Source organism: Pseudomonas svalbardensis (genome assembly GCF_030053115.1).
GTDB lineage: Bacteria > Pseudomonadota > Gammaproteobacteria > Pseudomonadales > Pseudomonadaceae > Aquipseudomonas > Aquipseudomonas svalbardensis.
The window spans coordinates 6,323,543-6,349,042 of record NZ_CP125619.1; the positions used below are offsets into that span (position 1 = coordinate 6,323,543).

Annotated in this window: 27 protein-coding genes and 3 pseudogenes; 10 read left to right on the forward strand and 20 right to left on the reverse strand. The window is 55.4% G+C overall.

Annotation, left to right across the window (positions count from 1 at the left end; translation table 11 throughout):
• Positions 1 to 56: 56 nt before the first annotated feature.
• Positions 57 to 257, forward strand: a complete 201-nt coding sequence (locus QFX16_RS29315) for a heavy-metal-associated domain-containing protein (protein ID WP_283182313.1) — start codon at positions 57 to 59, stop codon at positions 255 to 257.
• Positions 258 to 312: 55 nt separating this feature from the next.
• On the opposite strand, the pseudogene QFX16_RS29320 reads toward QFX16_RS29315, so the two are convergent.
• The 8 genes and pseudogenes from QFX16_RS29320 to QFX16_RS29355 all read right to left on the reverse strand — a co-directional run.
• A pseudogene (locus QFX16_RS29320) lies at positions 313 to 522 on the reverse strand (metal/formaldehyde-sensitive transcriptional repressor); the annotation flags it as partial.
• A 12-nt stretch (positions 523 to 534) separates the two neighbouring features.
• Complete coding sequence (locus QFX16_RS29325) at positions 535 to 924, reverse strand: DUF305 domain-containing protein (RefSeq protein WP_283182314.1); 390 nt, start codon at positions 922 to 924, stop codon at positions 535 to 537.
• Between the two features lie 239 nt (positions 925 to 1,163).
• A pseudogene (locus QFX16_RS29330) lies at positions 1,164 to 1,532 on the reverse strand (hypothetical protein).
• Between the two features lie 116 nt (positions 1,533 to 1,648).
• Positions 1,649 to 3,175, reverse strand: a complete 1,527-nt coding sequence (gene tnpC, locus QFX16_RS29335; protein WP_010465918.1) for an IS66 family transposase — start codon at positions 3,173 to 3,175, stop codon at positions 1,649 to 1,651.
• Positions 3,176 to 3,237: 62 nt separating this feature from the next.
• Positions 3,238 to 3,573: an IS66 family insertion sequence element accessory protein TnpB gene (tnpB, locus tag QFX16_RS29340; RefSeq protein ID WP_010465920.1), complete on the reverse strand. Its 336-nt coding sequence runs from the start codon at positions 3,571 to 3,573 to the stop codon at positions 3,238 to 3,240.
• Positions 3,570 to 3,887: an IS66-like element accessory protein TnpA gene (tnpA, locus tag QFX16_RS29345; RefSeq protein ID WP_010465922.1), complete on the reverse strand. Its 318-nt coding sequence runs from the start codon at positions 3,885 to 3,887 to the stop codon at positions 3,570 to 3,572. The genes tnpB and tnpA overlap by 4 nt, the downstream gene beginning before the upstream one ends.
• 97 nt (positions 3,888 to 3,984) lie before the next feature.
• The gene (dmeF, locus tag QFX16_RS29350; RefSeq protein ID WP_283182315.1) at positions 3,985 to 4,914 is read right to left on the reverse strand and encodes a CDF family Co(II)/Ni(II) efflux transporter DmeF; all 930 of its coding nucleotides are present in this window, start codon (positions 4,912 to 4,914) and stop codon (positions 3,985 to 3,987) included.
• 10 nt (positions 4,915 to 4,924) lie between these two features.
• On the reverse strand, positions 4,925 to 5,200 hold the full coding sequence (locus QFX16_RS29355; protein WP_283182316.1) for a metal/formaldehyde-sensitive transcriptional repressor: 276 nt from the start codon (positions 5,198 to 5,200) through the stop codon (positions 4,925 to 4,927).
• A 359-nt stretch (positions 5,201 to 5,559) separates the two neighbouring features.
• Between QFX16_RS29355 and QFX16_RS29360 the strand changes: the two genes are divergently transcribed.
• The gene (locus QFX16_RS29360; RefSeq protein ID WP_283182317.1) at positions 5,560 to 6,870 is read left to right on the forward strand and encodes an MFS transporter; all 1,311 of its coding nucleotides are present in this window, start codon (positions 5,560 to 5,562) and stop codon (positions 6,868 to 6,870) included.
• A 41-nt stretch (positions 6,871 to 6,911) separates the two neighbouring features.
• Here the strand turns inward: QFX16_RS29360 and QFX16_RS29365 are convergent, their stop codons facing one another.
• Together QFX16_RS29365 and QFX16_RS29370 are read right to left on the reverse strand one after the other, a co-directional pair.
• Positions 6,912 to 7,655: a TraX family protein gene (locus QFX16_RS29365; RefSeq protein ID WP_283182318.1), complete on the reverse strand. Its 744-nt coding sequence runs from the start codon at positions 7,653 to 7,655 to the stop codon at positions 6,912 to 6,914.
• A gap of 58 nt (positions 7,656 to 7,713) precedes the next feature.
• Positions 7,714 to 8,013 (reverse strand): metal-sensing transcriptional repressor, encoded by a 300-nt coding sequence (locus tag QFX16_RS29370; RefSeq protein ID WP_057387496.1) that lies wholly within the window; start codon positions 8,011 to 8,013, stop codon positions 7,714 to 7,716.
• A gap of 512 nt (positions 8,014 to 8,525) precedes the next feature.
• On the opposite strand from QFX16_RS29370, the gene QFX16_RS29375 reads away from it, so the two are divergent.
• Both QFX16_RS29375 and QFX16_RS29380 read left to right on the forward strand, forming a co-directional pair.
• Complete coding sequence (locus tag QFX16_RS29375; protein ID WP_283182319.1) at positions 8,526 to 9,263, forward strand: HupE/UreJ family protein; 738 nt, start codon at positions 8,526 to 8,528, stop codon at positions 9,261 to 9,263.
• A 12-nt stretch (positions 9,264 to 9,275) separates the two neighbouring features.
• A complete protein-coding gene (locus QFX16_RS29380; RefSeq protein WP_283182320.1) occupies positions 9,276 to 9,929 on the forward strand; it encodes a transmembrane anchor protein in 654 nt (217 codons plus the stop codon).
• A gap of 325 nt (positions 9,930 to 10,254) precedes the next feature.
• On the opposite strand, the pseudogene QFX16_RS29385 reads toward QFX16_RS29380, so the two are convergent.
• Positions 10,255 to 10,370: pseudogene (locus tag QFX16_RS29385) on the reverse strand (flagellar basal body rod protein FlgB); the annotation flags it as partial.
• Positions 10,371 to 10,759: 389 nt separating this feature from the next.
• Between QFX16_RS29385 and QFX16_RS29390 the strand changes: the two are divergent.
• The 6 genes from QFX16_RS29390 (at position 10,760) to QFX16_RS29415 (ending at position 15,535) form a co-directional block, all read left to right on the forward strand.
• The gene (locus QFX16_RS29390) at positions 10,760 to 10,966 is read left to right on the forward strand and encodes a co-regulatory protein PtrA N-terminal domain-containing protein (protein WP_283182321.1); all 207 of its coding nucleotides are present in this window, start codon (positions 10,760 to 10,762) and stop codon (positions 10,964 to 10,966) included.
• Positions 10,967 to 11,144: 178 nt separating this feature from the next.
• The gene (locus tag QFX16_RS29395; RefSeq protein ID WP_283182322.1) at positions 11,145 to 13,046 is read left to right on the forward strand and encodes a copper resistance system multicopper oxidase; all 1,902 of its coding nucleotides are present in this window, start codon (positions 11,145 to 11,147) and stop codon (positions 13,044 to 13,046) included.
• A gap of 12 nt (positions 13,047 to 13,058) precedes the next feature.
• Positions 13,059 to 13,307 (forward strand): hypothetical protein, encoded by a 249-nt coding sequence (locus tag QFX16_RS29400; protein WP_283182323.1) that lies wholly within the window; start codon positions 13,059 to 13,061, stop codon positions 13,305 to 13,307.
• Positions 13,279 to 14,253, forward strand: coding sequence for a copper resistance protein B (locus QFX16_RS29405; RefSeq protein ID WP_283184659.1), 975 nt, complete (start codon positions 13,279 to 13,281; stop codon positions 14,251 to 14,253). The genes QFX16_RS29400 and QFX16_RS29405 overlap by 29 nt, the downstream gene beginning before the upstream one ends.
• Positions 14,254 to 14,262: 9 nt before the next feature.
• On the forward strand, positions 14,263 to 15,078 hold the full coding sequence (locus QFX16_RS29410) for a c-type cytochrome (RefSeq protein ID WP_283182324.1): 816 nt from the start codon (positions 14,263 to 14,265) through the stop codon (positions 15,076 to 15,078).
• Positions 15,068 to 15,535: a DUF411 domain-containing protein gene (locus QFX16_RS29415; protein WP_283182325.1), complete on the forward strand. Its 468-nt coding sequence runs from the start codon at positions 15,068 to 15,070 to the stop codon at positions 15,533 to 15,535. The genes QFX16_RS29410 and QFX16_RS29415 overlap by 11 nt, the downstream gene beginning before the upstream one ends.
• Positions 15,536 to 15,763: 228 nt before the next feature.
• On the opposite strand, the gene glmS is transcribed toward QFX16_RS29415, so the two are convergent.
• From glmS to QFX16_RS29460, 9 genes are all read right to left on the reverse strand, one after another.
• A complete protein-coding gene (glmS, locus tag QFX16_RS29420; protein WP_283182326.1) occupies positions 15,764 to 17,596 on the reverse strand; it encodes a glutamine--fructose-6-phosphate transaminase (isomerizing) in 1,833 nt (610 codons plus the stop codon).
• Position 17,597: 1 nt separating this feature from the next.
• On the reverse strand, positions 17,598 to 18,374 hold the full coding sequence (locus QFX16_RS29425) for a DeoR/GlpR family DNA-binding transcription regulator (protein WP_056738517.1): 777 nt from the start codon (positions 18,372 to 18,374) through the stop codon (positions 17,598 to 17,600).
• A gap of 219 nt (positions 18,375 to 18,593) precedes the next feature.
• Complete coding sequence (glmU, locus tag QFX16_RS29430; RefSeq protein ID WP_283182327.1) at positions 18,594 to 19,961, reverse strand: bifunctional UDP-N-acetylglucosamine diphosphorylase/glucosamine-1-phosphate N-acetyltransferase GlmU; 1,368 nt, start codon at positions 19,959 to 19,961, stop codon at positions 18,594 to 18,596.
• A 116-nt stretch (positions 19,962 to 20,077) separates the two neighbouring features.
• A complete protein-coding gene (locus QFX16_RS29435) occupies positions 20,078 to 20,503 on the reverse strand; it encodes a F0F1 ATP synthase subunit epsilon (RefSeq protein ID WP_008155716.1) in 426 nt (141 codons plus the stop codon).
• A 45-nt stretch (positions 20,504 to 20,548) separates the two neighbouring features.
• Positions 20,549 to 21,928: a F0F1 ATP synthase subunit beta gene (gene atpD / locus QFX16_RS29440; RefSeq protein ID WP_283182328.1), complete on the reverse strand. Its 1,380-nt coding sequence runs from the start codon at positions 21,926 to 21,928 to the stop codon at positions 20,549 to 20,551.
• A gap of 27 nt (positions 21,929 to 21,955) precedes the next feature.
• A complete protein-coding gene (gene atpG / locus QFX16_RS29445) occupies positions 21,956 to 22,816 on the reverse strand; it encodes a F0F1 ATP synthase subunit gamma (protein ID WP_283182329.1) in 861 nt (286 codons plus the stop codon).
• Between the two features lie 50 nt (positions 22,817 to 22,866).
• Entirely contained in the window at positions 22,867 to 24,411 is a 1,545-nt protein-coding gene (gene atpA, locus QFX16_RS29450; RefSeq protein ID WP_033059681.1) for a F0F1 ATP synthase subunit alpha, read from the reverse strand.
• Positions 24,412 to 24,432: 21 nt separating this feature from the next.
• Complete coding sequence (locus QFX16_RS29455) at positions 24,433 to 24,969, reverse strand: F0F1 ATP synthase subunit delta (RefSeq protein ID WP_008155712.1); 537 nt, start codon at positions 24,967 to 24,969, stop codon at positions 24,433 to 24,435.
• 12 nt (positions 24,970 to 24,981) lie between these two features.
• Positions 24,982 to 25,452 (reverse strand): F0F1 ATP synthase subunit B, encoded by a 471-nt coding sequence (locus tag QFX16_RS29460; RefSeq protein ID WP_008027535.1) that lies wholly within the window; start codon positions 25,450 to 25,452, stop codon positions 24,982 to 24,984.
• Positions 25,453 to 25,500 lie beyond the last annotated feature (48 nt).

Sequence of the window (25,500 nt, forward strand, 5' to 3'; positions counted from 1 at the left end):
AACGTTGATGCTGTCGTTGCGGTGAAATGAGACCGCTCAGAAAGAGAGGAATAATCATGTTCGTCTTAGATGTTTCAGGCATTGGTTGCGGCAGTTGCGTCAGCAAAATCACCAAAGCGATTCAGTCACTGGACAACGAAGCTATGGTTTCCGTGGATCGGGCAACGGGGAAGGTGAGCGTTGAAAGTAACAAAAGCCCAGAGCAGGTTCGTAAAACTGTAGAGGCGTTAGGTTTTCCTTCCCAGATCAGCGCCTGAGGGCGCTGATTCGTTCCTAAGGTAAGAGCCACGCATGTCCGGGCTCCCCTTGGGTTCATTTCAAATACGAGCGCAGAGCCGAGACAACCTGGTCCAGGTCCTCTTGACGTTGCTCTGGAGTAACAGCTTCAGCACCTAAATGCTCACGGATGCGCCCTTCGAGCACCTCTGCCATCAATCCATTCACCGCGCCCACCACCGCTGCAATTTGTTGCAAAACAGCAGAACACTCCACCTCCTGCTTCAGCGCGCGTTCCAGCGCTTGCCATCACCATCGTCAGGGTTTTTTATTCTCTTTAATCCACTGATCGAAAACGGCGATTTCCTTTTCCTGTGCGGCAATTATGTCTTTGGCCATTCGGAGCATCTCTGGATTTTTTCCGTTCTTGAGTTCGGCTTGTGACATCTTGACTGCCATCTGGTGATGCATGCGCATGTTGGCCGCGAAGTCATAATCCACATCGCCGGTCTTGGACATACCACCCATCATGCTGTCCATCTTCGAGTGATCCATCTGCTCGGAAGGCATCGGCATTGTTCCGCTTTTTGCGGGTTCTGCGGCACTGGTCCACGTCGGTGCTGCCGCCATGACAGCGGCAGCCATCACTACCGCTCTCACCGACAAAGTGAATCGGCTAGAGCTGCTGTGTTTGATATGCTGTGACATTGTGAATCTCCTGGTTAAAAGGCGGAGGATCGGCATATACATACGGCGGCGACATTTTCGATTGAAAACAGCTGATCATTTTCGACAGAAATGCCAGACGTGATGTCAGCAGGAAAATGCTTCATGGCTAGAGATCAATAAGTGCTCAAGAGCTCATATTTCACCCTAGACCACGCTGGGCGGACAGTCGATAGAAATGAAAATTACATTCCTGTCAGGTTCCAGTTGGTTAGCATGGTTTAAGTCCGCGTAGATCGTGCACAGGCTAAGCGCTGCTGCCAGTCACCGGCATTCGACCGCTGACATTGCTCTTCACTATCGAAATGTAGGTTGGCCAACACCTGGCTGGCGTGAACATCCGCTTCGCTTAACGCCTGGGTAGTCAGTTCAAGCATTCGCTTATCTTGCCCATTGGCAAAAACCTGATCTCTGTTGGCATCGGTGTCGAAGACCTAAACAACCATCAGGCTGGAGGGGAACCGCGCGTAAACCACGTCGTGAGTCAACCAAGAGAAGCCCACGATTTCCGCTTTGGCGGTCTCGCAGGCCTTTGTTAGGGCGGCAATCAGACGACGCTCGATGTGCGCTTGATCGCGTTTGCTCAACAGCCTCTCTCGATCCTTATTTTCCGATCAGTTAACTTTGCGTTCATTTCTAAGCCGGAGCCGAAACTTGAACCGATGAATCAGCTCCGTAAGCGTCCGCCGAAGTCACCTTGCATGACTCAGGCAGATACCCACTGATGCGGCAGCAGTTGGTCGATCTCACTCGCCCGCTGCGTCGGCAGCCGCGTCAGCACATCTTTGAGATAGGCATACGGATCGTGCCCATTCATACGTGCCGACTGGATCAAACTCATAATCGCCGCTGCCCGTTTGCCGCTGCGAAGCGATCCAGCAAACAACCAGTTCGAGCGTCCAAGTGCCCACGGCCTGATCTGGTTTTCGACTGGATTGTTGTCTATGGGCACCGCCCCATCGACCAGGTAGCGCGTCAGCGCTACCCAGCGTTTAAGGCTGTAATCCAAGGCTTTGGCCGTTGCTGATCCATTGGGCACAAGATCGCGCTGGGCCAACATCCAGTCGTGCAGTGCTTTGGCCAGCGGCGCCGCTTTTTCTTGCCGTATTCGACAGCGATCTCCATCACTCATGTCTCGCACTTGCCGCTCAACTTCGTACAAACCGCCAATCGAGTGCAGCGCCTGTTCTGCCAACTGACTTTTATTCGCGACATGCAGATCGAAAAACTTGCGGCGGGCGTGAGCCATGCAGCCGATTTCGATCATGCCTTTCTCAAACCCAGCTTTGTAACCAGCAAAGTCGTCGCACACCAGCTTGCCATTCCACGCGCCGAGGAAGTTACGCGCATGCTCACCGGCGCGGCTCGGGCTGAAGTCATAAACCACTGCCTTAAGCGCCGAAAACGGCGTGGTGCAGTAAGCCCAGACATAAGCGCGGTGAGTTTTCTTCTCTCCGGGCGCAAGCATCTGCACCGGCGTCTCATCGGCGTGGACAACTTGCTGCGCCAGGACGGCTTCTCGCAAGGCATCAACTAATGGCTGAAGCTGTACACCTGTTTGTCCAACCCATTGAGCTAGTGTGGAGCGCGGGATCGCTAAACCAGCGCGCCCGAAGATTTTCTCCTGCCGATACAGCGGCAAGTGGTCAGCGAACTTCGCCACCAACACATGCGCGATCAGGCCCGCAGTTGGGATGCCCTTGTCGATCACTTGGGCCGGTACCGGTGCCTGGATCAGTGTTTCGCACTGACGGCAGGCCCACTTCCCACGCACATGCTGTTCAACAGTGAACACGCCCGGCGTGTAATCGAGCTTCTCGCTGATGTCCTCGCCGATGCGCTGGAGTTGGCAGCCGCAAGTGCACTGAGTGCTTTCTGGTTCGTGATGAATGACGGTGCGTGGAAACTGCGGCGGCAGTGGCGCGCGCTTTGGTTTTTGGCGCGCCTCTTCTGGAGCAGGAGCCGGAAGCAGTGCCGTCAGCTCGGCGTCGATAGCCTCAAGGTCGGTGTTGAGCAGATCGTCGAGCAAGCTGCCTTGTTCAGGACTGATCTGCTCGCTGCGTTTGGCAAACCGGTGCCGCTTGAGGATCGCGATCTCGTGGGTCAGCTGTTCGATGATGGTTTGATCGCGGTGGATCTTTCTGCCCATGGTGTCGACCTTCGACATCAACTGCGCAGCGAGGGCGCGCAGTTGGTCGGGGGTCATTTGGTCGAGGTTGGGCAAGGAAGTCATGCCGTGGATTTTACCAAAGCAGACCGCCTACGGCAGTAGGCCAAGAAGCAAAATTAAAACTTTTAAAGCAGTGTAATTACGCCGCCAACGCCAACACGTTGCCAAGGTAGACCGAGCACCAACGCCCGAAGTTGCTCGGCATCCAGCTCCATCTCGCAACCTTGGCGAATGCCTGGCCAGTGGAATTTGCCTTGGTTCAACCGCCGTGCCGCCAGCCAAACACCAATTCCGTCATGAACCAGGACTTTCATTCGGTTAGCCCTGCGATTGGCAAACAGATAAGCACAGTGCGGCTTCGCCGCACCGAATACTGCGATCACTCTGGCCAGCGCAGTCTCGGTACCCGCGCGCATATCCATGGGCTCGGTGGCGAGCCAGATGGCGTCTATGCGGATCACTTGGCAAGCTCTCGAATAAATCGAGCGCACCCATCAGGATCGGAAACTGGCCACTTCACTGCGATGGCTTGTTCGCCAACGGGTATCTCGATGATCGCCGATGCCTCCGACGGCCGCTTAGGCGGAGCCTTCAACGGGACAAACGCAGGCAACGCGGCAACTGAGGTATGCCGGTAAAGCGGCAGCCATTTACGAATGACGTTGGCGTTGATGCCGTGAGCGATGGCAACGCTTGAAACGGTGGCCCCGGGCTGAAGGCATTCCTGAACGACCTGGGCTTTGAACGGTTTGGGATAAGAGCTTCGTTGGCGCATGGAAATCCTGGCGATTAAGGGTGATCGCGTCCGCTTAAAAATACGCGGACACCATCGCCCTTAATGCTGGAGTTTTGAAGGTGACATGGCCGGACGCTTACTCAGCTCCCAGTTTTGTGCGGTACTCAACCGTCAGATGAGTGACCTCATGAACCGTAGCGAGGCGTTCTCGTATGTTTTCGGCATTTGTTGCTGGGCTGCCCAGAACACTCACAATCGCGGCTCGGGCCTGAGGCCCCACCTGCCAGACATGAAGATCAATGATCGAAGCATCCCCCGGTCGTTCAACCAGTTCACGAATCTCTTCGGCAACATGATCATCTGTCTGGTCGAGCAATACACCCGCAGTCACCCGCATCAACGACCAAGCCCAGCGCGCAATGACAACTGCACCCACAATCCCCATTACAGGGTCAAGCCATACCCAACCAAGGTATCGACCAGCAAGCAGTGCAGCGATGGCCAGAACCGAGGTCAGGGCATCTGCAACGACGTGCACGTAAGCAGATCGCAAATTATTGTCGTGACCATGCACATGGTGAGATTCGTGGTCATGCCCATGGTGATGATCATGACCGCCTGATAGCAAAAGCGCGCTCACGACATTCACTGCTAATCCGACAACTGCGATAAGTGTCGCTGTCCCGAATTGCACTTGAGTCGGTTGAAAGAGACGGAATAGCGATTCTCCAGCAATACCCAAGGAGACCAGTCCCAAAATCAGAGCAGAGGCGAAGCCACCCAAGTCTCCCACCTTGCCAGTTCCAAAACTGTAGCGAGCACTTGAGGCATGCCTTTTTGCGTAACCGTAAGCAGCTGCGGCTATGCCGAGTGCTCCTGCGTGCGTTGCCATGTGAAATCCATCGGCAAGCAACGCCATGGATCCTGTGACATAACCCGCGGTGATCTCAGCGACCATCATTACGACGGTCAGAGCCACCACCCACAAGGTTCGCTTGGCGTTTTCTTCATGCGATGTCCCCAGGAACATATGGTCGTGGGAATAGTCGGTGTGCGAATTACTCATCTGGGTAATCCTATTTGGAATAGCGGCGAATGGCTTCGAGGAGCTCGTCAACGCCTTTCGCTCTTTCTTCGTTGCTGAGTGTCGGATTCGCGACGTGTTCACGAGCGTGGTCTTCGATGATTTCATCCATCAGCCCATTGATCGCGCCACGGGTCGAAGCGACCAAAAGCAAGGTTTTCGAGCAGTCATCGTCAGAGTCGAGTGCTCGCTCAATTGCCTGGATTTGCCCAGCGATTCGCTTTACTCGCTTAAGAAGATTGTCTTTGCTCGAACTTACATGACTCATACCATACCCCCCCTACCTATATTGACAGCATGATCACACGTTCCAATTGGCCATTCAAGCCAGGGAAAGAAGACATCCGACCGGCAGCGTGCAGCGTTTGAATGCCGTTATCGAAACATTGAGCACGTTGCCTCTCTGTGCAAAACCAATACAAGCCGATGGGCGGGCCCGCACTTCAATCATTCGATAGATGGCGTAGCGCCTATTTCTTGAGCTGCCATGGTCTATGGTTTAGGATCGAGCCATATCCCCCCAGGGGGGATATCCGCACACAACAGAGACAAAACCAGCTACTTGCGTCTCTTTGTGAAAAGTTCGGTAACCGCCTGGTCACCGCACTTCGCCACTTGAGATATTACATGCTGAAAATCCTAGCCAACCGAACCTACCGTCATCTCTTTCTCGCCCAAGTAATCGCGCTCGTAGGGACAGGACTCGCCACTGTCGCGCTGGGCCTTCTGGCGTTCGACCTTGCGGGCGCCCAAGCAGGTGCTGTCCTCGGTACAGCGCTGGCGATCAAAATGACGGCCTACATTGGCGTTGCACCAATCGCAGCGGCTTTTGCTGAACGTCTACCCCGTCGAGCGATGCTGGTCTCGCTGGACTTGGTGCGAGCACTGGTCGCACTCGCTCTACCGTTTGTGACGGAAGTCTGGCAGATCTACGTGTTAATTTTTGTTCTCCAGTCAGCCTCGGCGGCGTTCACCCCGACGTTCCAGGCGACCATTCCAGACATCCTGCCGGATGAGGACGATTACACCCGCGCCTTGTCGCTATCACGTCTCGCCTATGATCTTGAAAGTGTCGCCAGCCCTATGCTCGCTGCCGCGTTGCTGACCGTGATCAGCTTCCATAACCTTTTCGCCGGCACTGTCATCGGTTTTCTCGGCTCAGCGGTCCTGGTCGCCACAGTGTTACTGCCAAAGGCGAAGCCGACACCACGACGCAGCATTTACGAGCGAACTACCCGAGGCATGCGCATATTTCTGGCCACCCCTCGTCTACGGGGACTGCTAGCTCTCAATCTCTCCGTAGCGGCCGCCAGTGCCATGGTCATCGTCAATACGGTGGTGCTGGTGCAGTCGCGCTTCGCTCTACCTCAGAGTTCGACGGCATTGGCGCTGGCTGCGTTTGGTGGCGGCTCGATGGTCGCCGCCCTGGTCTTGCCTCGGCTGTTGAAAAACATCAAAGACCGAACAGCCATGCTGTTTGGCGGAGGAGTATTGGTCGCTGGCTTAGCGATTGGCATCAACCTGACCACCTATAACTTCCTGCTGCCGCTGTGGATGGTGCTCGGGGTGGGCTATTCCCTAGCGCAGACCCCCAGCGGTCGGCTGTTGCGTCGCTCGGCACATGCCGAAGATCGCCCGGCGTTGTTTGCCGCCCAATTTGCGCTATCCCATGCCTGCTGGTTGATTACCTACCCAATGGCGGGATGGCTGGGTGCCAACATTAGCCTCACCGCATCGTTTGTTGGGCTCGCTGTCGTGGCAGGTAGCGCACTGGTGGCCAGCATCGTGATATGGCGTCCAGCTCATGACCAAGAGTCGATCAAGCACACCCATGAGAATCTGCCGGGCAATCACACGCACTTCGACGGCCAGGAGGGTGTGGATCACGAGCATCCATACGTGATCGATGATCAGCATCGCCGATGGCCAAACAGATGATCGTAAGTTCCTAAGATGTGCTAAAGCTGGTTGGTCAGCCTTCAAATCAGAAACCGTAGCGCTTGCAGAGCGACAAGGTGCCCCGGATAGAACCAGTAGCCCCATTGCCGCACCGGCCAAACCTTAAAGGTGAAGGTCTGGCGCAGTAGCCAGAGTCCGATTAGGGGCGCAGCAAACGCGGTACTCAAGGCCAGCAATGAATAGATTTCCAAGTCCAACGCCCTGGTCACGATGCTGCTGCGGGTGTTGCTCAACAGGCACAAAGCCGCTGGCAGCAGCCAAAGAGCACTAAGCCTCTTGATTGCCAACAAAACCGCGGCAGGTACGAGTGCCCCGTAGAAGCCATACATCAACGGATCATCCAGCACGTAGGCAACCGCGCCGGCAATCAACGCCATGGTTCCGCTCAACAAAGTGCGATGCTGCCATCCCCAGGCAATTACCAGCCCCAATGCCAGGGTCACCAACACGTTGAATGATCCCGAGGTGCTGATGTAGCGATAAGGCACTTCTGAAATGGCGGCGAACACCAAGATCAACGCGACGTAGCGACCGTTCGCGGCAGTCAGTAATTCGCCCGGTTTCGAGCGTGCCACATTGGCCGCAATGGCGACACAGAACAACGGAAAAGAGAGTCGACCCGGAATGAACAGATTGCTCATCTCCGGCCACACCAACCGCAAGTGATCGATGACCATGGTTAACAACGCCATCCACTTGATCAGATCCAGGCTGCCGCTCCGGCGCTTGAGCGAGGAATCCTCGGTGGTATGAGCAGTCGTCATGCCTAGGCGTGAGCCCCACCTTGTTGCAGCAGTCCACCGAAGTTGGGCATTTTCAGACCTAGAGGTACTTGGTGATTTGTTTGAAGGCTTCCAGTGGTGCACGCTCACCATTGTTCAGCGCCGATACGGTGTCCTCCAGGCAGTGATCGATGTGATCCTGGATGAGCGTGCGCTTGGCTTGGCACACTGCTTTTTCGACAGCATGCAGCTGCTGAGCAATGTCCACGCACTGACGACCCTCTTCGATCATGGTGATGATGCCGCGTAAATGGCCGTCCGCCCGCTTGAGCCGCTTGATGATCGCCTCGTGACTTTGGTGGGTGTGGGGATGGTTATGTTCGTGTTCGTGCTCACTCATGACTTGAGCCTCTGGCCTCGATGAATTACGCTGGCATCCTATCCCCCCTAGGAGGATGGGTCAAACGCATCAAAGCCCTACAAAACGAGTTGAAACCCGAACGCTATGTTCAGCAGAACACTGACAACGACGGTGGTAATCGCGCTTGCTCTCGCCATGTTTGTGGCCTGGGCCGGGCATACCTATACCCTGTCAGTGATGTCGAAACAGCCGGTCTGGGAGATTGCGCAAGACGCACATCACTCCCATGAAGAGCGAGCCGAGATGTCGTGTGCGAGCTGTTCGGATCACTATCACTCCCCGTTGACCCCTGAGCACCATCACGAAACGCCACAGCTCAGTTCTGCGTTGACTTTGTCTGCGCAGCCGAAGCTGTCCATGCGACTCGAAGCCCCACGCTATTCCGTTCCTCGTCCGCCGATTTTCTTGATCGAGCGTCCACCCCGTCCTTCGTTCGCATCCTGACCATGGCCGTACTGCGGCCTTTGATCCCTGCAACGTAGGATTGATCTATGCATACTCACTCGATGAGCGGCGTTGACGCATTTACTGCGCCTTCGCGTCGCCTGCTACTGCTGTTGTTTTTATTTGTCGCGGCACTTTTCCTCGCAATGCCCGAGGCGATGGCTCATGCCGTCGCCGAAGGTGACAAGGGGTTCATACAGGAAAGCTCAGGCGTCATGTTGTTGCCCTTCATCTACATGGGCGCCAAGCACATGATGACGGGCTACGACCACCTGCTGTTTCTGTTCGGGGTGATCTTCTTCCTCTATCGCCTGAAAGAGGTTGGGCTTTACGTCACGCTATTCGCGGTAGGCCACTCGGTCACGCTGCTGCTTGGCGTGCTGACCGAGGTCAGCATCAGCTCTTACATCATCGATGCCATCATCGGTTTCTCGGTGGTGTACAAGGCGCTCGATAACCTGGGCGCATTCCAGCGCTGGTTCGGTTTCCAACCCGATACCAAGGTGGCCACGCTGATCTTCGGCCTACTCCATGGTTTCGGTCTGGCCACCAAGATTCAGGAGTACGAGATCTCGCCTGATGGCCTGATTCCGAACCTGATCGCCTTCAACGTTGGTGTCGAGATCGGCCAATTGCTGGCCCTTAGCGCGATTCTCATTTTAATGGGGTATTGGCGGCGAACCGGCAGTTTCTGGCGCCACGCCTATACCGCCAACGTCGCCATGATGAGTGCCGGTTTCCTGCTGATGGGTTACCAGATCACCGGCCTGTTTGTCTCTGCGTAAGGAATTCTGACCATGTTCAATACCCCGCTTCCCACTGTTAATGAATTGCCTAGCACTCGCAAATTGGTGCGCTCGACTGTCATTGCACTGCTGACCGCGGTCGGCCTGCTGGTGACCGTTGTCATGCCATCGGAATACGCTATTGATCCAACGGGCGTGGGGCGCGCACTGGGCCTGACGCAGATGGGTGAACTGAAAATCATCCTTGCCCAGGAAGCCTTGGCGGATGCCGCGCAACCGCAACCCGCAGCTCCAGCTCCAGCTCCAGCTCCAGCTCCGCAAGTTGCGCAAGTCCAACCTATTGCGAAACCTGTAGCTCAACCAGTGGCGACACCTGCCCCAGCTTTGAAAACCAATCAAATGACCGTCACGCTCAAGCCAGGCGAAGGGACAGAAATCAAACTGGAAGTGCTGAAGAACAAGACTGTCAGCTATGAATGGACAGCGGCTGGCGGACCTGTGAACTATGACACCCATGGCGAACCCTACAACGGTGAAAAGGGTTACTTCCACAGCTACAACAAGGGCAAGCAGGTCAAAAGTGATAAAGGTGAATTCACCGCCATTTTTGACGGCACCCACGGTTGGTTTTGGCGTAATCGCAGCAGCAACGACGTGACCATCTCTCTGAGTACGACCGGTGATTACCTGAGCGTCAAACAGTAATCGCAGAAGCTCGCGCTCCTACCGAGGGGGGAGGAGCGCTTTAATCGAATACACACCTCCATAATCTCTTGGAAAATACACGCATGAAAACTTCAGCAACGGTGTTCCGTTCAGTTCTTCTAATCTGCTTTCTGGGTCTGATGACCGCATGTAGCGGTAGTGAGAAAGAGGCGGGATCGGAAAGTGCAGGTCATGGCCACTCGCACGAGTGAAGCGTTGAAAACAAGCGAGGCAGCCAATGCCGCCTCGCTTTTCACAACATCACCAGTACCACAGAAGCGCTCTCTAAATGGAGCATTCTCCTTAGATCGCCGTCAATCGCTATCTTGAAGTTAGGCGTATCGGCGTTAGCGATATTGTTGCTCAGCACCTCAGCTCTTTGGCTGCGATAAATTAACACTCTTTCTGGGAGCCAAGTGCTTTTTCAAAATTAATACTCACATTCGATCACCTTTAGTCACGTTACTATTTCTCACGCATATCAAGCTCTAGTTTTGAGCTCAGCGCGCTCAAGTCGACGCATTCAATTCAAGTGTAGGTGCAAAAAAACGTAAAGCCTCCGCCAAAGTTACCGGCAGCTTACAAAACCACACCGCTAAAACTTTCAATCGGTAAATATCGGCTATGTGTTGCTGGATGATCGAGATCATTAAGAATTAAGTAGTGTGTTCCTCAAGAGAAATATCGCAACCTGACACAACTGTAATATTGGCCTAAGCTTCCTGACAGGGGGTAAGTCTTATAGTCCAACTGAGCCTTAAGCTCACCCCTAAGAATCAGCGCTTGATGTGGATTCAGGGGTTACCGAATACTCATCCGAGGAAACCCAAATGAACCCTATCAAATCCTTGTTCGTCATTGCTGCTCTGACCATCTCTTCTTTGGCTATGGCTGAAGGCGGTGGTGACCGGGCTTTCGCACGCATGGAAGCGGCCAGGAGTAACTCGATGGAATCGTACCAAGTAGCTCAAACGCAAAGCTCTCAACCTCCCGTCGCAGAAAGCAAAGCCAAAGTGATGGACCACAAGAATTGCTAAATAGCTGGGTACATTCCCAAGCTGACAGAAATGTAATCACTGTGGTGGTTTAAATGTGGCAATTTCTGAGCTCGCTTGCCGTAAGAGTTCGTTTTTTGTGACGGTGGGCGAAGCTCATCCGGGCAACCCATTGGTTGTTTCGCACGGCTTCCCTTTTGACTGATTGGACATAAACGGCATGCATTCCAAAACCTCTAGGCGGACATTCGTTAAAGGCCTGGCCGCTGGTGGCATTCTCGGCGGCCTTGGTCTGTGGCGCACTCCTGTATGGGCAGTGACCAGCCCTGGTCTACCGAGCGTTCTCACCGGTAACGAATTTGATCTGTTTATTGGTGAAACCCCTGTAAACATCACCGGCTCACCACGCACAGCCATGACCATCAATGGTTCGTTGCCCGGACCTTTGCTGCGCTGGCGCGAAGGCGAGACGGTCACACTGCGTGTGAAAAATCGCCTAGACCAAGACACGTCCATTCATTGGCACGGGATCATTCTGCCCGCCAACATGGACGGTGTACCGGGTTTGAGTTTCCATGGCATCGCGCCCGATGGCATGTACGAGTACAAATTCAAGGTGCATCAGAACGGCACGTACTGGTACCACAGCCACTCTGGTTTGCAGGAGCAGGCAGGCGTTTACGGTCCAATCGTCATCGACTCGAAAGAGCCTGAACCTTTTCAATACAACCGCGACTATGTAGTGATGTTGACTGACTGGACCGATGAAGATTCTAGTCGCGTCATGGCCAAGCTCAAGAAGCAATCGGACTATTACAACCACCACAAACGTACCGTAGGCGACTTTATCGACGACGTCAGCAAGCAAGGTTGGTCTGCTGCCGTGGCCGACCGGAAGATGTGGGCTGAAATGAAAATGAACCCCACTGATCTCGCAGACGTCAGTGGGGATACTTACACCTATCTCATGAATGGCCAGGCGCCTAACGGTAACTGGACCGGTATTTTCAAGCCGGGCGAGAAGCTGCGCCTACGCTTTATCAACGGCTCAGCTATGAGCTATTTCGACGTCCGCATCCCTGGTTTGAAAATGACCGTTGTGGCGGCTGACGGCCAACATGTCAAACCAGTCAGCGTCGATGAATTCCGCATCGCCGTGGCAGAAACGTATGACGTGATCGTAGAACCTACCAGCGAAGAAGCTTACACAATCTTCGCCCAGTCCATGGATAGAACAGGTTATGCACGTGGAACCTTGGCAGTTCGCGAAGGATTAAAGGCACACGTACCTGCGATCGATCCTCGGCCACTTTTGACCATGGATGACATGGGAATGGGCGGTATGGCGGGCATGGACCATGGCAGCATGGCTGGTATGGGCGACGGCGATATGAAACAAGGTGACATGTCAGGCATGGACCACAGCAAGATGTCGGGCATGGACCAAAGTGACATGACCGGCATGGACAGCGGTGACATGACTAACATGGCCGGTATGGACCACAGCAAGATGGCGGGAATGGACAAAGGCGACATGTCCAACATGGCCGGGATGGATCACAGCAAGATGGCCGGGATGGGCGGTAGGGGTGGCGAAATGCAGACTCACCCAGCCTCCGAATCCAACAACCCCTTGGTTGATATGCAAGCCATGAACCCAACGCCCAAGCTAAACGATCCAGGCATCGGTTTGCGGAACAATGGTCGTCGAGTACTCACCTACTCAGACCTGAAAAGCACGTTCCAAGACCCTGACGGCCGCGAGCCCAATCGCACCATTGAGCTTCATCTGACCGGACACATGGAGAAGTTTTCGTGGTCCTTCAACGGAATCAAATTTTCTGACGCCGAGCCGCTTCGTCTGAAATATGGGGAGCGTCTTCGCATCACCCTGGTGAACGACACCATGATGACCCATCCCATCCACCTTCACGGCATGTGGAGCGATCTTGAAGATGAGAACGGCAAGTTCATGGTGCGCAAACACACAATCGACATGCCACCAGGTACCAAGCGCAGCTATCGAGTCACCGCTGATGCCTTAGGTCGCTGGGCTTATCACTGCCACCTGCTTTTCCATATGGAAATGGGCATGTTCCGTGAAGTACGGGTTGATGAGTAAAGGAGACGATCTGTGAGCACATACCTAAATCGTAAATCGCTGGTTGGTTGCCTCTTTGCCGTCGGCTTGATGGGTGGACTCTCGTCCGTGGCGCTGGCAGTCGAAGATAGTAGTGATCATTCACCTGCTACTCCTGTGAAAGCAACGAGCAAGCCTGCAACTGCGACAAACGAGTCAAAGCCCGATCACGGGTCAATGGACCACAGCAAGATGAGCCATGAATCGATGGATCATGACCAAAAAACCAAAAAGGCAGATTGAGATCATGACCAGTAAGTTTTTACGCCCAACGTTGATGGCACTGGCAGTCTCTACCAGTCCTGCTTTCTTTGTCGTGGCTCACGCCGCTGAAGAGATGGATCACTCCAAGATGGACCATGGCTCAATGGGAGCTATGGACCATAGCAAGATGGGGGCTATGGATCACAGCAAGATGAGTATGGATGACGGGCAAATGGACGGAATGGAAAGTATGGATGGAGGGGCGACTACCACCAGTCGGCCCCCAGTCCCCGTACTTACCGACGCTGACCGTGCAGCCGCCTTTCCAGATGTTGCTGGTCATGGTGTCCACGACAAAAAACTCAACTCCTTCATGCTGCTGGATAAATTTGAGTACCAGGATGCTGACAACGGTAGTGCATTGGCCTGGGATGCAAAAGGATGGATCGGCGGTGACGTTGACCGACTGTGGTTGCGGTCGGAAGGCGAACGTACCAATGGCGTAACGGAAAACGCTGAACTCTCAGCACTTTGGGGGCACTCCATCGGTCCATGGTGGGATGTCGTCACCGGCGTACGACAAGACTTCAAGCCCGGGTCACCACAAACTTGGGGAGCGCTCGGTATTCAGGGTATGGCCCTCTATAACTTTGAAGCCGAAGCGACTGCCTACATCGGTGAGAACGGTCAAACCGCTGCTCGATTGGAAGGCGACTACGACATTCTGCTGACCAATCGCCTGATTTTGCAGCCGACGGCCGAAGCCAATTTTTACGGAAAAAATGATCCTCAGCGAGGCATTGGGTCTGGATTGGCAAATACCGAAGTAGGGCTCCGATTGCGTTATGAGATTGTTCGCCAATTTGCCCCTTATATTGGGGTTAGCTGGAGCCGCTCCTACGGCAATACGGCAGACCTGGCCAGCGATGAAGGAGAGGATGCGAACGAGGCGCGATTTGTCGCTGGTATTCGGATGTGGTTTTGAGAGCCTGATATGAAAAGAACATTGAAAACATTGACTGCTGCCGGGGTGGTCGCCGCAATAGTAGGTGCCGGCGTGGTGTATTTTGGTGTGTTCAATGTTGGGGCGGATGATCCGCACTCCGAACCCGTTTACTCACTGCTGTCCATTGCTCGGGATCGCTCGATAGCAGTGCGCTCACGCGACATTGAAGTTCCCGACCTGAGTGATGAAACTCTCATTCGTGCAGGTGCTGGCAACTACAACTCAATGTGCATTGGCTGCCATCTGGCTCCGGGTATTGCAGGAACCGAGTTAAGTAATAGCCTTTATCCTGCCCCCCCAAATCTTTCAAAACTGGGCGTTGATGGAAACCCTGCCGCAGCTTTCTGGATCATCAAGCATGGAATCAAATCCACAGGCATGCCCGCTTGGGGTAAAAGCATGGCCGATCCCTATATCTGGGGAATGGTCGCTTTTCTTAAGCAACTTCCTACCCTGAATGCAGAGCAATACACCGCTCTAGCAGTCAGCAGTGGTGGTCATCAACACGGCGGCGGCGAGAGCAAAATGCATAACCATGAAGGTGAGCATGAGGGTCAAAAGGGGGCAGCCTCTGCACATCATAATGCGGGGGCAGCCGAAGAAGTAGCCGACGCAGGCGACCATCATGGCGAGAGGAACAATAGCCACCCTCATAAGGCGGCCGCAGCACCTACTCAGAATGAAAATACCGAACACGCCCACCCTAAGGGTGCCGAGGCTTCACATGCTGATCCAGCAACTCCGGTCGTTCAGCCCAAAACTCATACCCATGCCGATGGGAAGGAACATACCCATGCGAAGTAACTTTCTTCTTCCCGGTCGGGCACTTCGCCTCGCTGCATTCGCGGCTCTGTTTATCAGTTCAGCTGGTCATGCAGCAGAGTCGCTGACGATCGACGTCCATCGTGACGCTAACTGTGGATGCTGCAAGAAGTGGATCCAGCACCTTGAAGCTAACGGCTTCACCGTCGTTGATCATGTAGAAACCAACATGAGCGCGGTCAAGCAGAATCTCGGTGTTGCTCCACGACTCTCGTCCTGCCACACAGCAATGATCAATGGAAAGTTTGTTGAAGGTCACGTGCCCGCGGAGCAAATAATTGCGATGAACGAGCGTGACGACCTTCTTGGGATCGCTGTTCCTGGTATGCCAGCAGGCTCTCCAGGAATGGAAGTCGACGGAAAACATGTTGCTTATCAGGTAATCGGCCTGACCAAAACAGGCACAGATCTGGTCATTGCTGAATACCCTGGAAACTAATCTGATCCCCTCCATCCATTCCCGGCATGGCCTGCGTCACTGGCCATGCCGCAGGCACGTGCTGTCCATTTCGTATTCAAGTAACACGCCCAGGACAACCAGCTACAGTTGTTCTGCCCCTCTCTAGATGTCTTGGAGATCCTTGGGACCTCCAAGCTGCGACAGTTTTTATTACTTTGCGACAGTTTTTATTGTGTGAAACCAATGTTTCCATCACCTGTGGATAACTTATTCCACCGTCACCGACTTCGCCAGATTTCGCGGTTGGTCAACGTCAGTGCCTTTCAACACAGCAACGTAATACGAGAGCAACTGCAACGGAATGGTGTAGAGGATCGGCGACAGGATGTCGTGGATGTGCGGCATTTGCACAACATGAGTGCCTTCGCCATTGGTCATGCCAGCTTGTTCGTCTGCGAAGACGATCAGCTCGCCGCCACGGGCGCGGACTTCCTGGAGGTTGGATTTCAACTTCTCCAGCAGCTCGTTGTTCGGTGCCACGGTGACCACTGGCATGTCGTTATCCACAAGCGCCAACGGACCGTGTTTCAGCTCGCCGGCCGGATAGGCTTCGGCGTGGATGTAGGAGATTTCCTTGAGCTTGAGAGCTCCTTCCATCGCCACCGGGAATTGCGCACCACGACCGAGGAACAGGGTGTGGTTTTTCTCGGCGAACAGTTCGGCGATTTTTTCGACGGTACCGTCCATGGCCAGGGCTTCGCCGAGGCGGGTTGGCAGGCGACGCAGCTCCTCAACCAATGTGGCTTCGACGCCTTTGGCCAACGTGCCGTGAACCTGACCCAAGGACAGAGTCAGCAGCAGCAGACCGACCAACTGAGTGGTAAAGGCTTTGGTCGAGGCCACGCCGATTTCGCGACCGGCCTGGGTCAGCAGAGTCAGATCGGACTCACGCACCAATGAGCTGATGCCGACGTTGCAAATCGCCAGGCTCGCGAGGTAACCCAACTCTTTGGCGTTACGCAGAGCGGCCAAGGTGTCGGCAGTTTCACCGGACTGGGAGATGGTCACGAATAGCGTGTCTGCCTGCACCACCACCTTGCGGTAGCGGAATTCGCTGGCGACTTCGACCTGGCACGGGATGCCGGCCAGTTCTTCGAGCCAGTAACGGGCAACCATGCCGGCGTGATAACTGGTGCCGCACGCGACGATCTGCACGTTACGCACTTTGGCGAACAGCTCGGCCGCCTGTGGACCGAACGCTTGCACCAGCACTTGATTCTGGCTAATGCGACCTTCCAGGGTGCGCTGCACCACAGCTGGTTGCTCGTGAATTTCCTTGAGCATGAAGTGGCGGAATTCGCCCTTGTCGGCGGCTTCGGCGCCATCGCGGTACTGCACCGACTCACGTTCGACGACTTGGCCGCTAACGTCCCAGATCTGCACGCTGTCGCGGCGAATTTCGGCGATATCGCCTTCTTCCAGGTACATGAAGCGGTCAGTGACCTGGCGCAGGGCCAGCTGATCGGAAGCCAGGAAGTTTTCACCCATGCCCAAACCGATGACCAGCGGGCTGCCGCTACGGGCGGCGACCAGACGATCCGGTTGCTGAGCGCTGATGACCGCCAGACCGTAAGCACCGTGCAGCTCTTTGACAGTAGCCTTCAGGGCCACGGTCAGATCAGGCAGATCCTTGAGTTTGTGGTTCAACAGGTGAGCAATGACTTCGGTGTCGGTGTCCGAGGTGAACACATAACCCAATGCTTTCAGTTGCTCGCGCAGGGCTTCGTGGTTCTCGATGATGCCGTTGTGCACCACCGCCAGATCACCGGAGAAATGCGGGTGAGCGTTGCGCTCGCACGGCGCGCCGTGAGTGGCCCAGCGGGTGTGGGCGATACCCAGGCGGCCGACCAGCGGTTCTTCGGCCAGCGCCAGTTCCAATTCACTGACCTTGCCCGGACGTCGCAGACGCTCGAGCTTTTGGTCATGGGTGTAGACCGCTACACCGGCACTGTCATAGCCACGGTATTCGAGGCGTTTCAGGCCTTCGAGCAAAATGGCGGTGATATTACGTTCTGCGACTGCGCCGACAATTCCACACATGCTATTTCTCCTGACTGACAGCCGCGAGGATCAAGTTGATTCCGCGAGCCTGAATCTGATCCCGTGCCTCAAGCGGCAGGCGATCATCGGTGATAAGGGTATGGACGCTGCTCCAGGGCAGCTCCAGGTTGGGAATCTTGCGGCCGATCTTGTCGGCCTCCACCATGACAACCACCTCCCGGGCGACTTCAGCCATGACTCGGCTCAGTCCCAGCAGTTCGTTGAAGGTGGTGGTACCGCGAACCAAGTCGATGCCATCGGCACCGATGAACAACTGGTCGAAATCGTAAGAGCGTAGGACCTGCTCCGCCACCTGCCCCTGAAAGGACTCAGAATGCGGGTCCCAGGTGCCGCCGGTCATCAACAGCACCGGCTCATGCTCAAGTTCGCTCAAGGCATTGGCGACATGCAGGGAGTTGGTCATCACGACCAAGCCCGGCTGCTGGCCGAGTTCCGGAATCATCGCTGCCGTGGTGCTGCCGCTGTCGATGATGATCCGCGCATGCTCGCGAATTCGTGTCACGGCAGCGCGGGCGATGGCCTGCTTGTATTTGGACACCGGTTGACCAAGGTCGGCCACCAGCTCTTGAGGCAGGGTGATCGCCCCGCCATAGCGGCGCAGCAGCAAGCCGTTGCTCTCAAGCGCCGCGAGATCCTTGCGGATCGTAACTTCCGACGTTTCGAAGCGCTTGGCCAGCTCATCCACACTGACTTCGCCCTGCTCATTGAGCAAGGCGAGGATGTTGTGACGCCGTTGAGGTGTATTGCGTTTCGACATGACTTGGTAAGTTTCGATTCGAAAGATAACGGAAGCAATCAAAACCTATTGGCGAAACTTCGTCAAGCGTGGGGCGATAAAAAAGACCTGTGGATAAAAGCATCGAGGGCAAGCCTTGCTCCTACAGGTCCGCGTCGTTCACACATTGCGCTAAAACCTGTAGGAGCAAGGCTTGTCCGCGATTGCTATCTCAAGGACGCCAAATTAACTGTGGATAACTTAGCCCTTCTTGATTTTCTCAGGCCGCTTCCAACCATCGATATTCTTCTGCCGCGCACGGCCCACAGCCAACTGCGCGTTATCCACATTCTGCGTAATGGTCGAACCCGCCGCCGTGGTCGCACCTGAAGAGATATCCACAGGGGCAACCAACGAGTTGTTGGAACCGATGAACACATCTTCACCCAGCACGGTTTTCCACTTATTGGCACCGTCGTAGTTGCAGGTGATGGTGCCCGCGCCGATGTTGGTACGCGCGCCGATCTCGGCGTCACCCAGATAGGTCAGATGACCGGCCTTGGCGCCCTCGCCGAGATGAGCGTTTTTCAACTCAACAAAGTTACCCACATGCGCTCGTGCTTCCAGCACGGTACCTGGACGCAAACGGGCGAACGGGCCGGCATCGCTGTCTTCGCCGAGAATCGCGCCTTCGATGTGGCTGTTGGCCTTGATCACCACACCTTTGCGCAGGGTGCTGTCCTTGATCACGCAGTTCGGACCGATCACCACGTCGTCCTCGATAACGACATTGCCTTCGAGGATCACGTTGATGTCGATCAGCACGTCGCGGCCGACGGTGATTTCACCGCGCACATCAAAACGAGCCGGGTCACGCAGGGTCACGCCCTGAGCCATCAACCGACGACCAGCGCGCAGCTGATAGTGACGCTCAAGCTCGGAAAGCTGCTTGCGGTCGTTAGCGCCCTGCACTTCCATGGCGTCATGCGGTTGCTCGGTGGCCACCACCAGACCGTCGCTGACTGCCATCGCGATCACGTCGGTCAGGTAGTACTCGCCCTGGGCGTTGTTGTTCGAAAGACGGCTCATCCAGCCACCCAATTGCGCGAACGGCAGCGCCAGAATGCCGGTGTTGCCTTCAGTGATCGCTCGTTCGGCTTCGTTGGCGTCTTTCTGCTCGACGATGGCAGTCACTTTGCCGTCAGTATTGCGGACGATGCGGCCATAGCCGGTCGGGTCGTCCAGTTCTACTGTCAACAAACCCAGTTGCTGCGGCGCTACTTGCTTGAGCAGACGCTGCAGGGTCTCGACTTCGATCAATGGCACGTCACCATAAAGAATCAGGACGGTGTCGGACTTAATGAAAGGCACCGCTTGAGCAACGGCGTGGCCAGTCCCAAGCTGTTTGTCCTGCAGGACGAAATTCAGATCATCAGCCGCCAGACGCTCGCGCACTGCATCGGCGCCATGGCCAATCACTACATGGATGCGCTGTGGATCAAGTTGCCGGGCGCTGTGGATAACATGGCCGAGCATCGAGTTGCCGGCAATCGGATGCAGAACCTTCGGCAAAGCCGATCGCATGCGAGTGCCCTGACCAGCAGCGAGGATAACAATTTCTAAAGACATGACTGGCTACCAATCCTGGGTGGTCAGCGGCTGCGACCAGGTTATGAATATCTAAAAAGAAAAAAGGGTAGCCGAGGCTACCCTTTTTAATCAATCGCACAACAAGCAGTGGCCTATTAGTGGCCGAACTTCTTGCGGATCTGCTGGACGGTGCGCAGCTGAGCTGCAGCCTCGGCCAGACGTGCGGCAGCAGAACCGTAATCGAATTCTGCGCCACGGTCATGCAAGGCCTTCTCGGCAGCCTTAACGGCTTCCTGAGCGGAGGCTTCGTCCAGGTCGGCGGCACGTTGCACAGTGTCGGCAAGTACCTTGACCATGTTCGGCTGAACCTCGAGGAAACCGCCAGAGATGTAATACACCTCCTCTTCCCCGCCCTGCTTGATCAGGCGGATCGGGCCCGGCTTGAGATTAGTGATCAGCGGCGCGTGACCCAGGGCGATACCAAGATCACCCAGTGCACCGTGCGCAACCACCATCTCGACCAGGCCGGAGAAGATTTCCCCTTCCGCGCTGACGATATCGCAATGGACTGTCATAGCCATCTGATTGCCTCAACCTAAATTAGCGCCCGTTGCCGGGCGCCGGGATTACAGTTTCTTGGCTTTCTCGATCGCTTCTTCGATGCCGCCGACCATGTAGAACGCTTGTTCTGGCAGGTGGTCGTAGTCACCGTTGAGGATGCCTTTGAAGCCAGCAATGGTGTCTTTCAGGGAAACGTATTTACCCGAAGCACCGGTGAAGACTTCAGCCACGAAGAACGGCTGCGACAAGAAACGCTGGATCTTACGAGCACGGTTTACCAACTGCTTGTCGGCTTCCGACAGCTCGTCCATACCCAGGATCGCAATGATGTCCTTCAGTTCTTTGTAACGTTGCAGAACATACTGTACGCCGCGAGCGGTGTCGTAGTGGTCCTGGCCGATTACGTTCGGGTCCAGCTGGCGCGAAGTCGAGTCGAGTGGATCGACCGCTGGGTAGATACCCAGGGAAGCGATGTCACGGGACAGAACGACGGTGGCGTCCAAGTGGGCGAAAGTGGTCGCTGGCGACGGGTCAGTCAAGTCATCCGCCGGTACGTATACCGCTTGGATCGAAGTGATCGAACCGTTTTTGGTCGAAGTGATACGCTCTTGCAGAGTGCCCATCTCTTCGGCCAGGGTCGGCTGGTAACCTACTGCGGAAGGCATACGGCCCAGCAGTGCGGATACTTCAGTACCGGCCAGGGTGTAACGATAGATGTTGTCGACGAACAGCAGTACGTCGTTACCTTCGTCACGGAACTTCTCGGCCATGGTCAGGCCGGTCAGTGCTACGCGCAGACGGTTACCCGGCGGCTCGTTCATCTGACCGTAAACCAGTGCCACTTTGTCCAGAACGTTGGAATCCTTCATCTCGTGGTAGAAGTCGTTACCCTCACGAGTACGCTCACCCACACCGGCGAACACGGAATAACCGGCGTGCTCGATGGCGATGTTACGGATCAGTTCCATCATGTTTACGGTTTTGCCTACACCGGCACCACCGAACAGACCGACTTTACCACCCTTGGCGAACGGGCAAACCAGGTCGATAACCTTGATGCCGGTTTCCAGCAGGTCGTTGCCGCCAGCTTGTTCAGCGAAGGTTGGCGCAGGACGGTGAATGCCCCAGCGCTCTTCGGTGTCGATCGGGCCAGCTTCGTCGATCGGGTTGCCCAGAACGTCCATGATCCGGCCCAGGGTCGCTTTACCGACCGGTACGGAGATGGCTGCGCCGGAGTCCTTGACTTCCAGACCGCGCTTCAAGCCTTCGGTGGAACCCATCGCAATGGTACGAACCACGCCGTCGCCCAGCTGTTGCTGAACTTCGAGAGTAGTCCCGGCCGCGCTTTGTACTTCCAGCGCGTTGTAAATGCTCGGTACGCTGTCGCGTGGAAATTCCACGTCGATAACGGCGCCGATGATTTGAACGATACGTCCGCTACTCATAGCTGGATCCTCTGAATATTTGAACCGTTAAACCGCGGCAGCGCCGCCGACGATTTCCGAGATCTCTTGGGTGATCGCAGCCTGACGCGCCTTGTTGTAGACCAGCTGCAAATCGCTGATCAAATCACCGGCGTTGTCGGTAGCGTTCTTCATCGCGATCATCCGCGCAGCTTGTTCAGCCGCGTTGTTCTCGACCACCGCCTGGTAGACCTGCGACTCAACGTAACGGACCATCAAGCCGTCAAGCAGCTCTTTAGCGTCCGGTTCGTAGAGATAGTCCCAGTGGTGCTTGAGTGATTGATCCGCGGTTGCCTCCAGTGGAATCAACTGCTCCACAGTAGGCTGTTGCGTCATGGTGTTGATGAACTTGTTGGACACCACGGACAGGCGATCAATACGGCCGTCCAGGTAGGCATCCAGCATCACCTTGACGCTGCCAATCAGATCATTGATCGACGGCTCTTCACCCAAGTGGCTGATAGCTGCAACGACGTTACCGCCGAAGTTGCGGAAGAAAGCCGCACCCTTGCTACCAACAACACACAGATCGATCTCGACGCCGTTATCGCGGTTTACCGCCATGTCCTTGACCAGGGCCTTGAACAGGTTGGTGTTCAAGCCACCACACAGACCACGGTCACTGCTCACTACGACATAACCGACGCGCTTGATTTCACGCTCGATCATGAAGGGGTGGCGATATTCCGGGTTAGCGTTGGCCAAATGACCAATAACCTGGCGGATGCGCTCCGCGTAAGGACGGCTAGCAGCCATGCGCATTTGTGCCTTGCGCATTTTACTGACCGCCACTTTTTCCATGGCGCTGGTAATCTTTTGCGTGCTTTTGATGCTCGCAATCTTACTGCGAATCTCTTTTGCGCCTGCCATGTAACACCTATCAGGTTAGCAAGCGGGAGCCTTGCGGCTCCCGCTGCGGCTTACCAGGTTTGGGTGGCCTTGAACTTCTCGATACCGGCTTTCATGCCAGCGTCGATTTCGTCATTGAAGTCACCCTTCACGTTGATCTTCGCCATCAATTCGGCGTGATCGCGGTTGAAGAAAGCAATCAGCGCTTGTTCGAAGCTGCCGATCTTGGCGATTTCAACGTCAGTCAGGAACCCACGCTCAGCGGCATACAGCGACAGCGCCATGTCAGCGATCGACATTGGTGCGTATTGCTTCTGCTTCATCAGCTCGGTAACGCGCTGACCATGCTCAAGTTGCTTACGGGTCGCTTCGTCCAGGTCAGAAGCGAACTGGGCGAATGCCGCCAGTTCACGGTACTGAGCCAGAGCGGTACGGATACCACCGGAGAGCTTCTTGATGATCTTGGTCTGAGCGGCACCACCCACACGGGATACCGAAACACCGGCGTTCACAGCAGGACGGATCCCGGAGTTGAACATGGCCGATTCCAGGAAGATCTGACCGTCGGTGATGGAAATCACGTTGGTCGGAACGAACGCGGAAACGTCGCCAGCCTGGGTTTCGATGATCGGCAGTGCGGTCAGGGAACCGGTTTTGCCGGTCACTGCGCCGTTGGTGAACTTCTCTACGTACTCTTCCGAAACGCGGGATGCGCGCTCCAGCAGACGGGAGTGGAGATAGAACACGTCGCCTGGGTAAGCTTCACGGCCTGGTGGACGGCGCAGCAGCAGGGAAATCTGGCGGTAAGCCACTGCTTGCTTGGACAGATCGTCATAAACGATCAGCGCGTCTTCACCGCGGTCGCGGAAGAATTCACCCATGGTGCAACCGGAGTACGGTGCCAGGAACTGCAGTGCTGCAGATTCCGAAGCGCTCGCGGCAACGACGATGGTGTTAGCCAGTGCGCCGTTTTCTTCCAGTTTGCGAACCACGTTAGCGATGGTCGATTGTTTCTGACCGATAGCTACGTAGACGCAGAAAATACCGCTGTTTTTCTGGTTGATGATCGCGTCGATCGCCAGAGCGGTTTTACCGATCTGACGGTCACCGATGATCAGCTCACGCTGGCCACGGCCGACAGGAATCATGGCATCGACAGCCTTGTAGCCAGTCTGTACAGGCTGGTCTACCGACTTACGCCAGATCACGCCTGGAGCAACTTTCTCGACCGCATCGGTCTCGGTGTTGTTCAGCGGACCTTTGCCGTCAACTGGGTTACCCAGTGCGTCGACTACGCGCCCCAGCAGTTCCTTACCAACCGGAACTTCGAGGATGCGGCCAGTGCACTTGGCGCTCATGCCTTCAGCCAGAGACTGGTAAGAGCCCAATACAACGGCACCTACAGAGTCTTGCTCAAGGTTGAGAGCCATACCGAAGACGCCGCCCGGAAACTCGATCATCTCGCCGTACATTACGTCGGCCAGACCGTGAATCCGCACGATACCGTCAGATACGCTGACGACAGTGCCTTCGTTACGGGCTTGGGAGGTCACATCGAGCTTGTCGATGCGGCCCTTGATAATTTCACTTATTTCGGAAGGATTGAGTTGCTGCATTGCTCTGCTGCCCCTTCAAACTCAAGATTTCAATGCTTCGGCAAGGTTCGCGAGTTTGCCGCGAACCGAGCCATCGATTACCAGGTCGCCGGCGCGGATGACAATGCCCCCAATAAGGGATTTGTCTTCCTCGACTTGCAGGCGCACTTCCCGGTTGAGTCGTGCACTGAGAACCTTGGCGAGTTTGTCTTGCTGTTCTTGGTTCAATGCAAAAGCACTGGTGACTTCAACGTCTACCGATTTCTCTTGTTCGGCCTTGTACAGGTCAAACAGAGCGGCGATCTCCGGCAACAGCGGGAGACGGTCGTTTTCGGCAACGACGTTAATGAAGTTCTGTGCCTTCACATCAAACTTGTCGCCGCACACGTCTATAAACGTGGCGGCCTTGTCTGCGCTCGTCAGTCGCGGGGCCTTGAGCACGCGCTGCATGGTGTCGTCTTGCGACACTGCTGCAGCCAGGCCGAGCATGGCTGACCAAGAGGCCAGTTGCTGGTGGGCCTGGGCGTGCTCGAAGGCTGCCTTAGCGTAAGGTCGGGCCAACGTGGTCAATTCTGCCATGATCGCCCTCGCTTAAATTTCAGCAGCCAGTTTGTTTACCAGCTCCGCGTGCGCGTTTTGATCGATTGTGGCACCCAGGATCTTCTCGGCGCCGCCAACGGCCAGAGCACCCAATTGGGCACGCAGCGCGTCTTTGACACTGTTCAGTTCCTGCTCGATCTCGGCCTGAGCCTGAACCTTCACACGGTCAGCGTCGATACGGGCTTTTTCAACAGCCTCTTCGACGATCTGGTTACCGCGTTTCTTGGCTTGCTCAATGATTTCGGCTGCCTGAGCTTTTGCTTCGCGCAGTTGTTGACCCGCTTTATCTTGGGCCAACTCCAGGTCGCGAGCTGCTCGGGCGGCAGCGTCCAGTCCATCCGCGATCTTCTTCTGACGTTCGTGCAAAGCCGCGATGACCGGAGGCCACACGAACTTCATGCAAAACAGTACAAAAATGAAGAACGCAACGGACTGGCCAATCAGGGTTGCATTAATGTTCACGCCAACACCTCGCTCGTTCGTTGCACATCACACCAATTACTCGAAGGT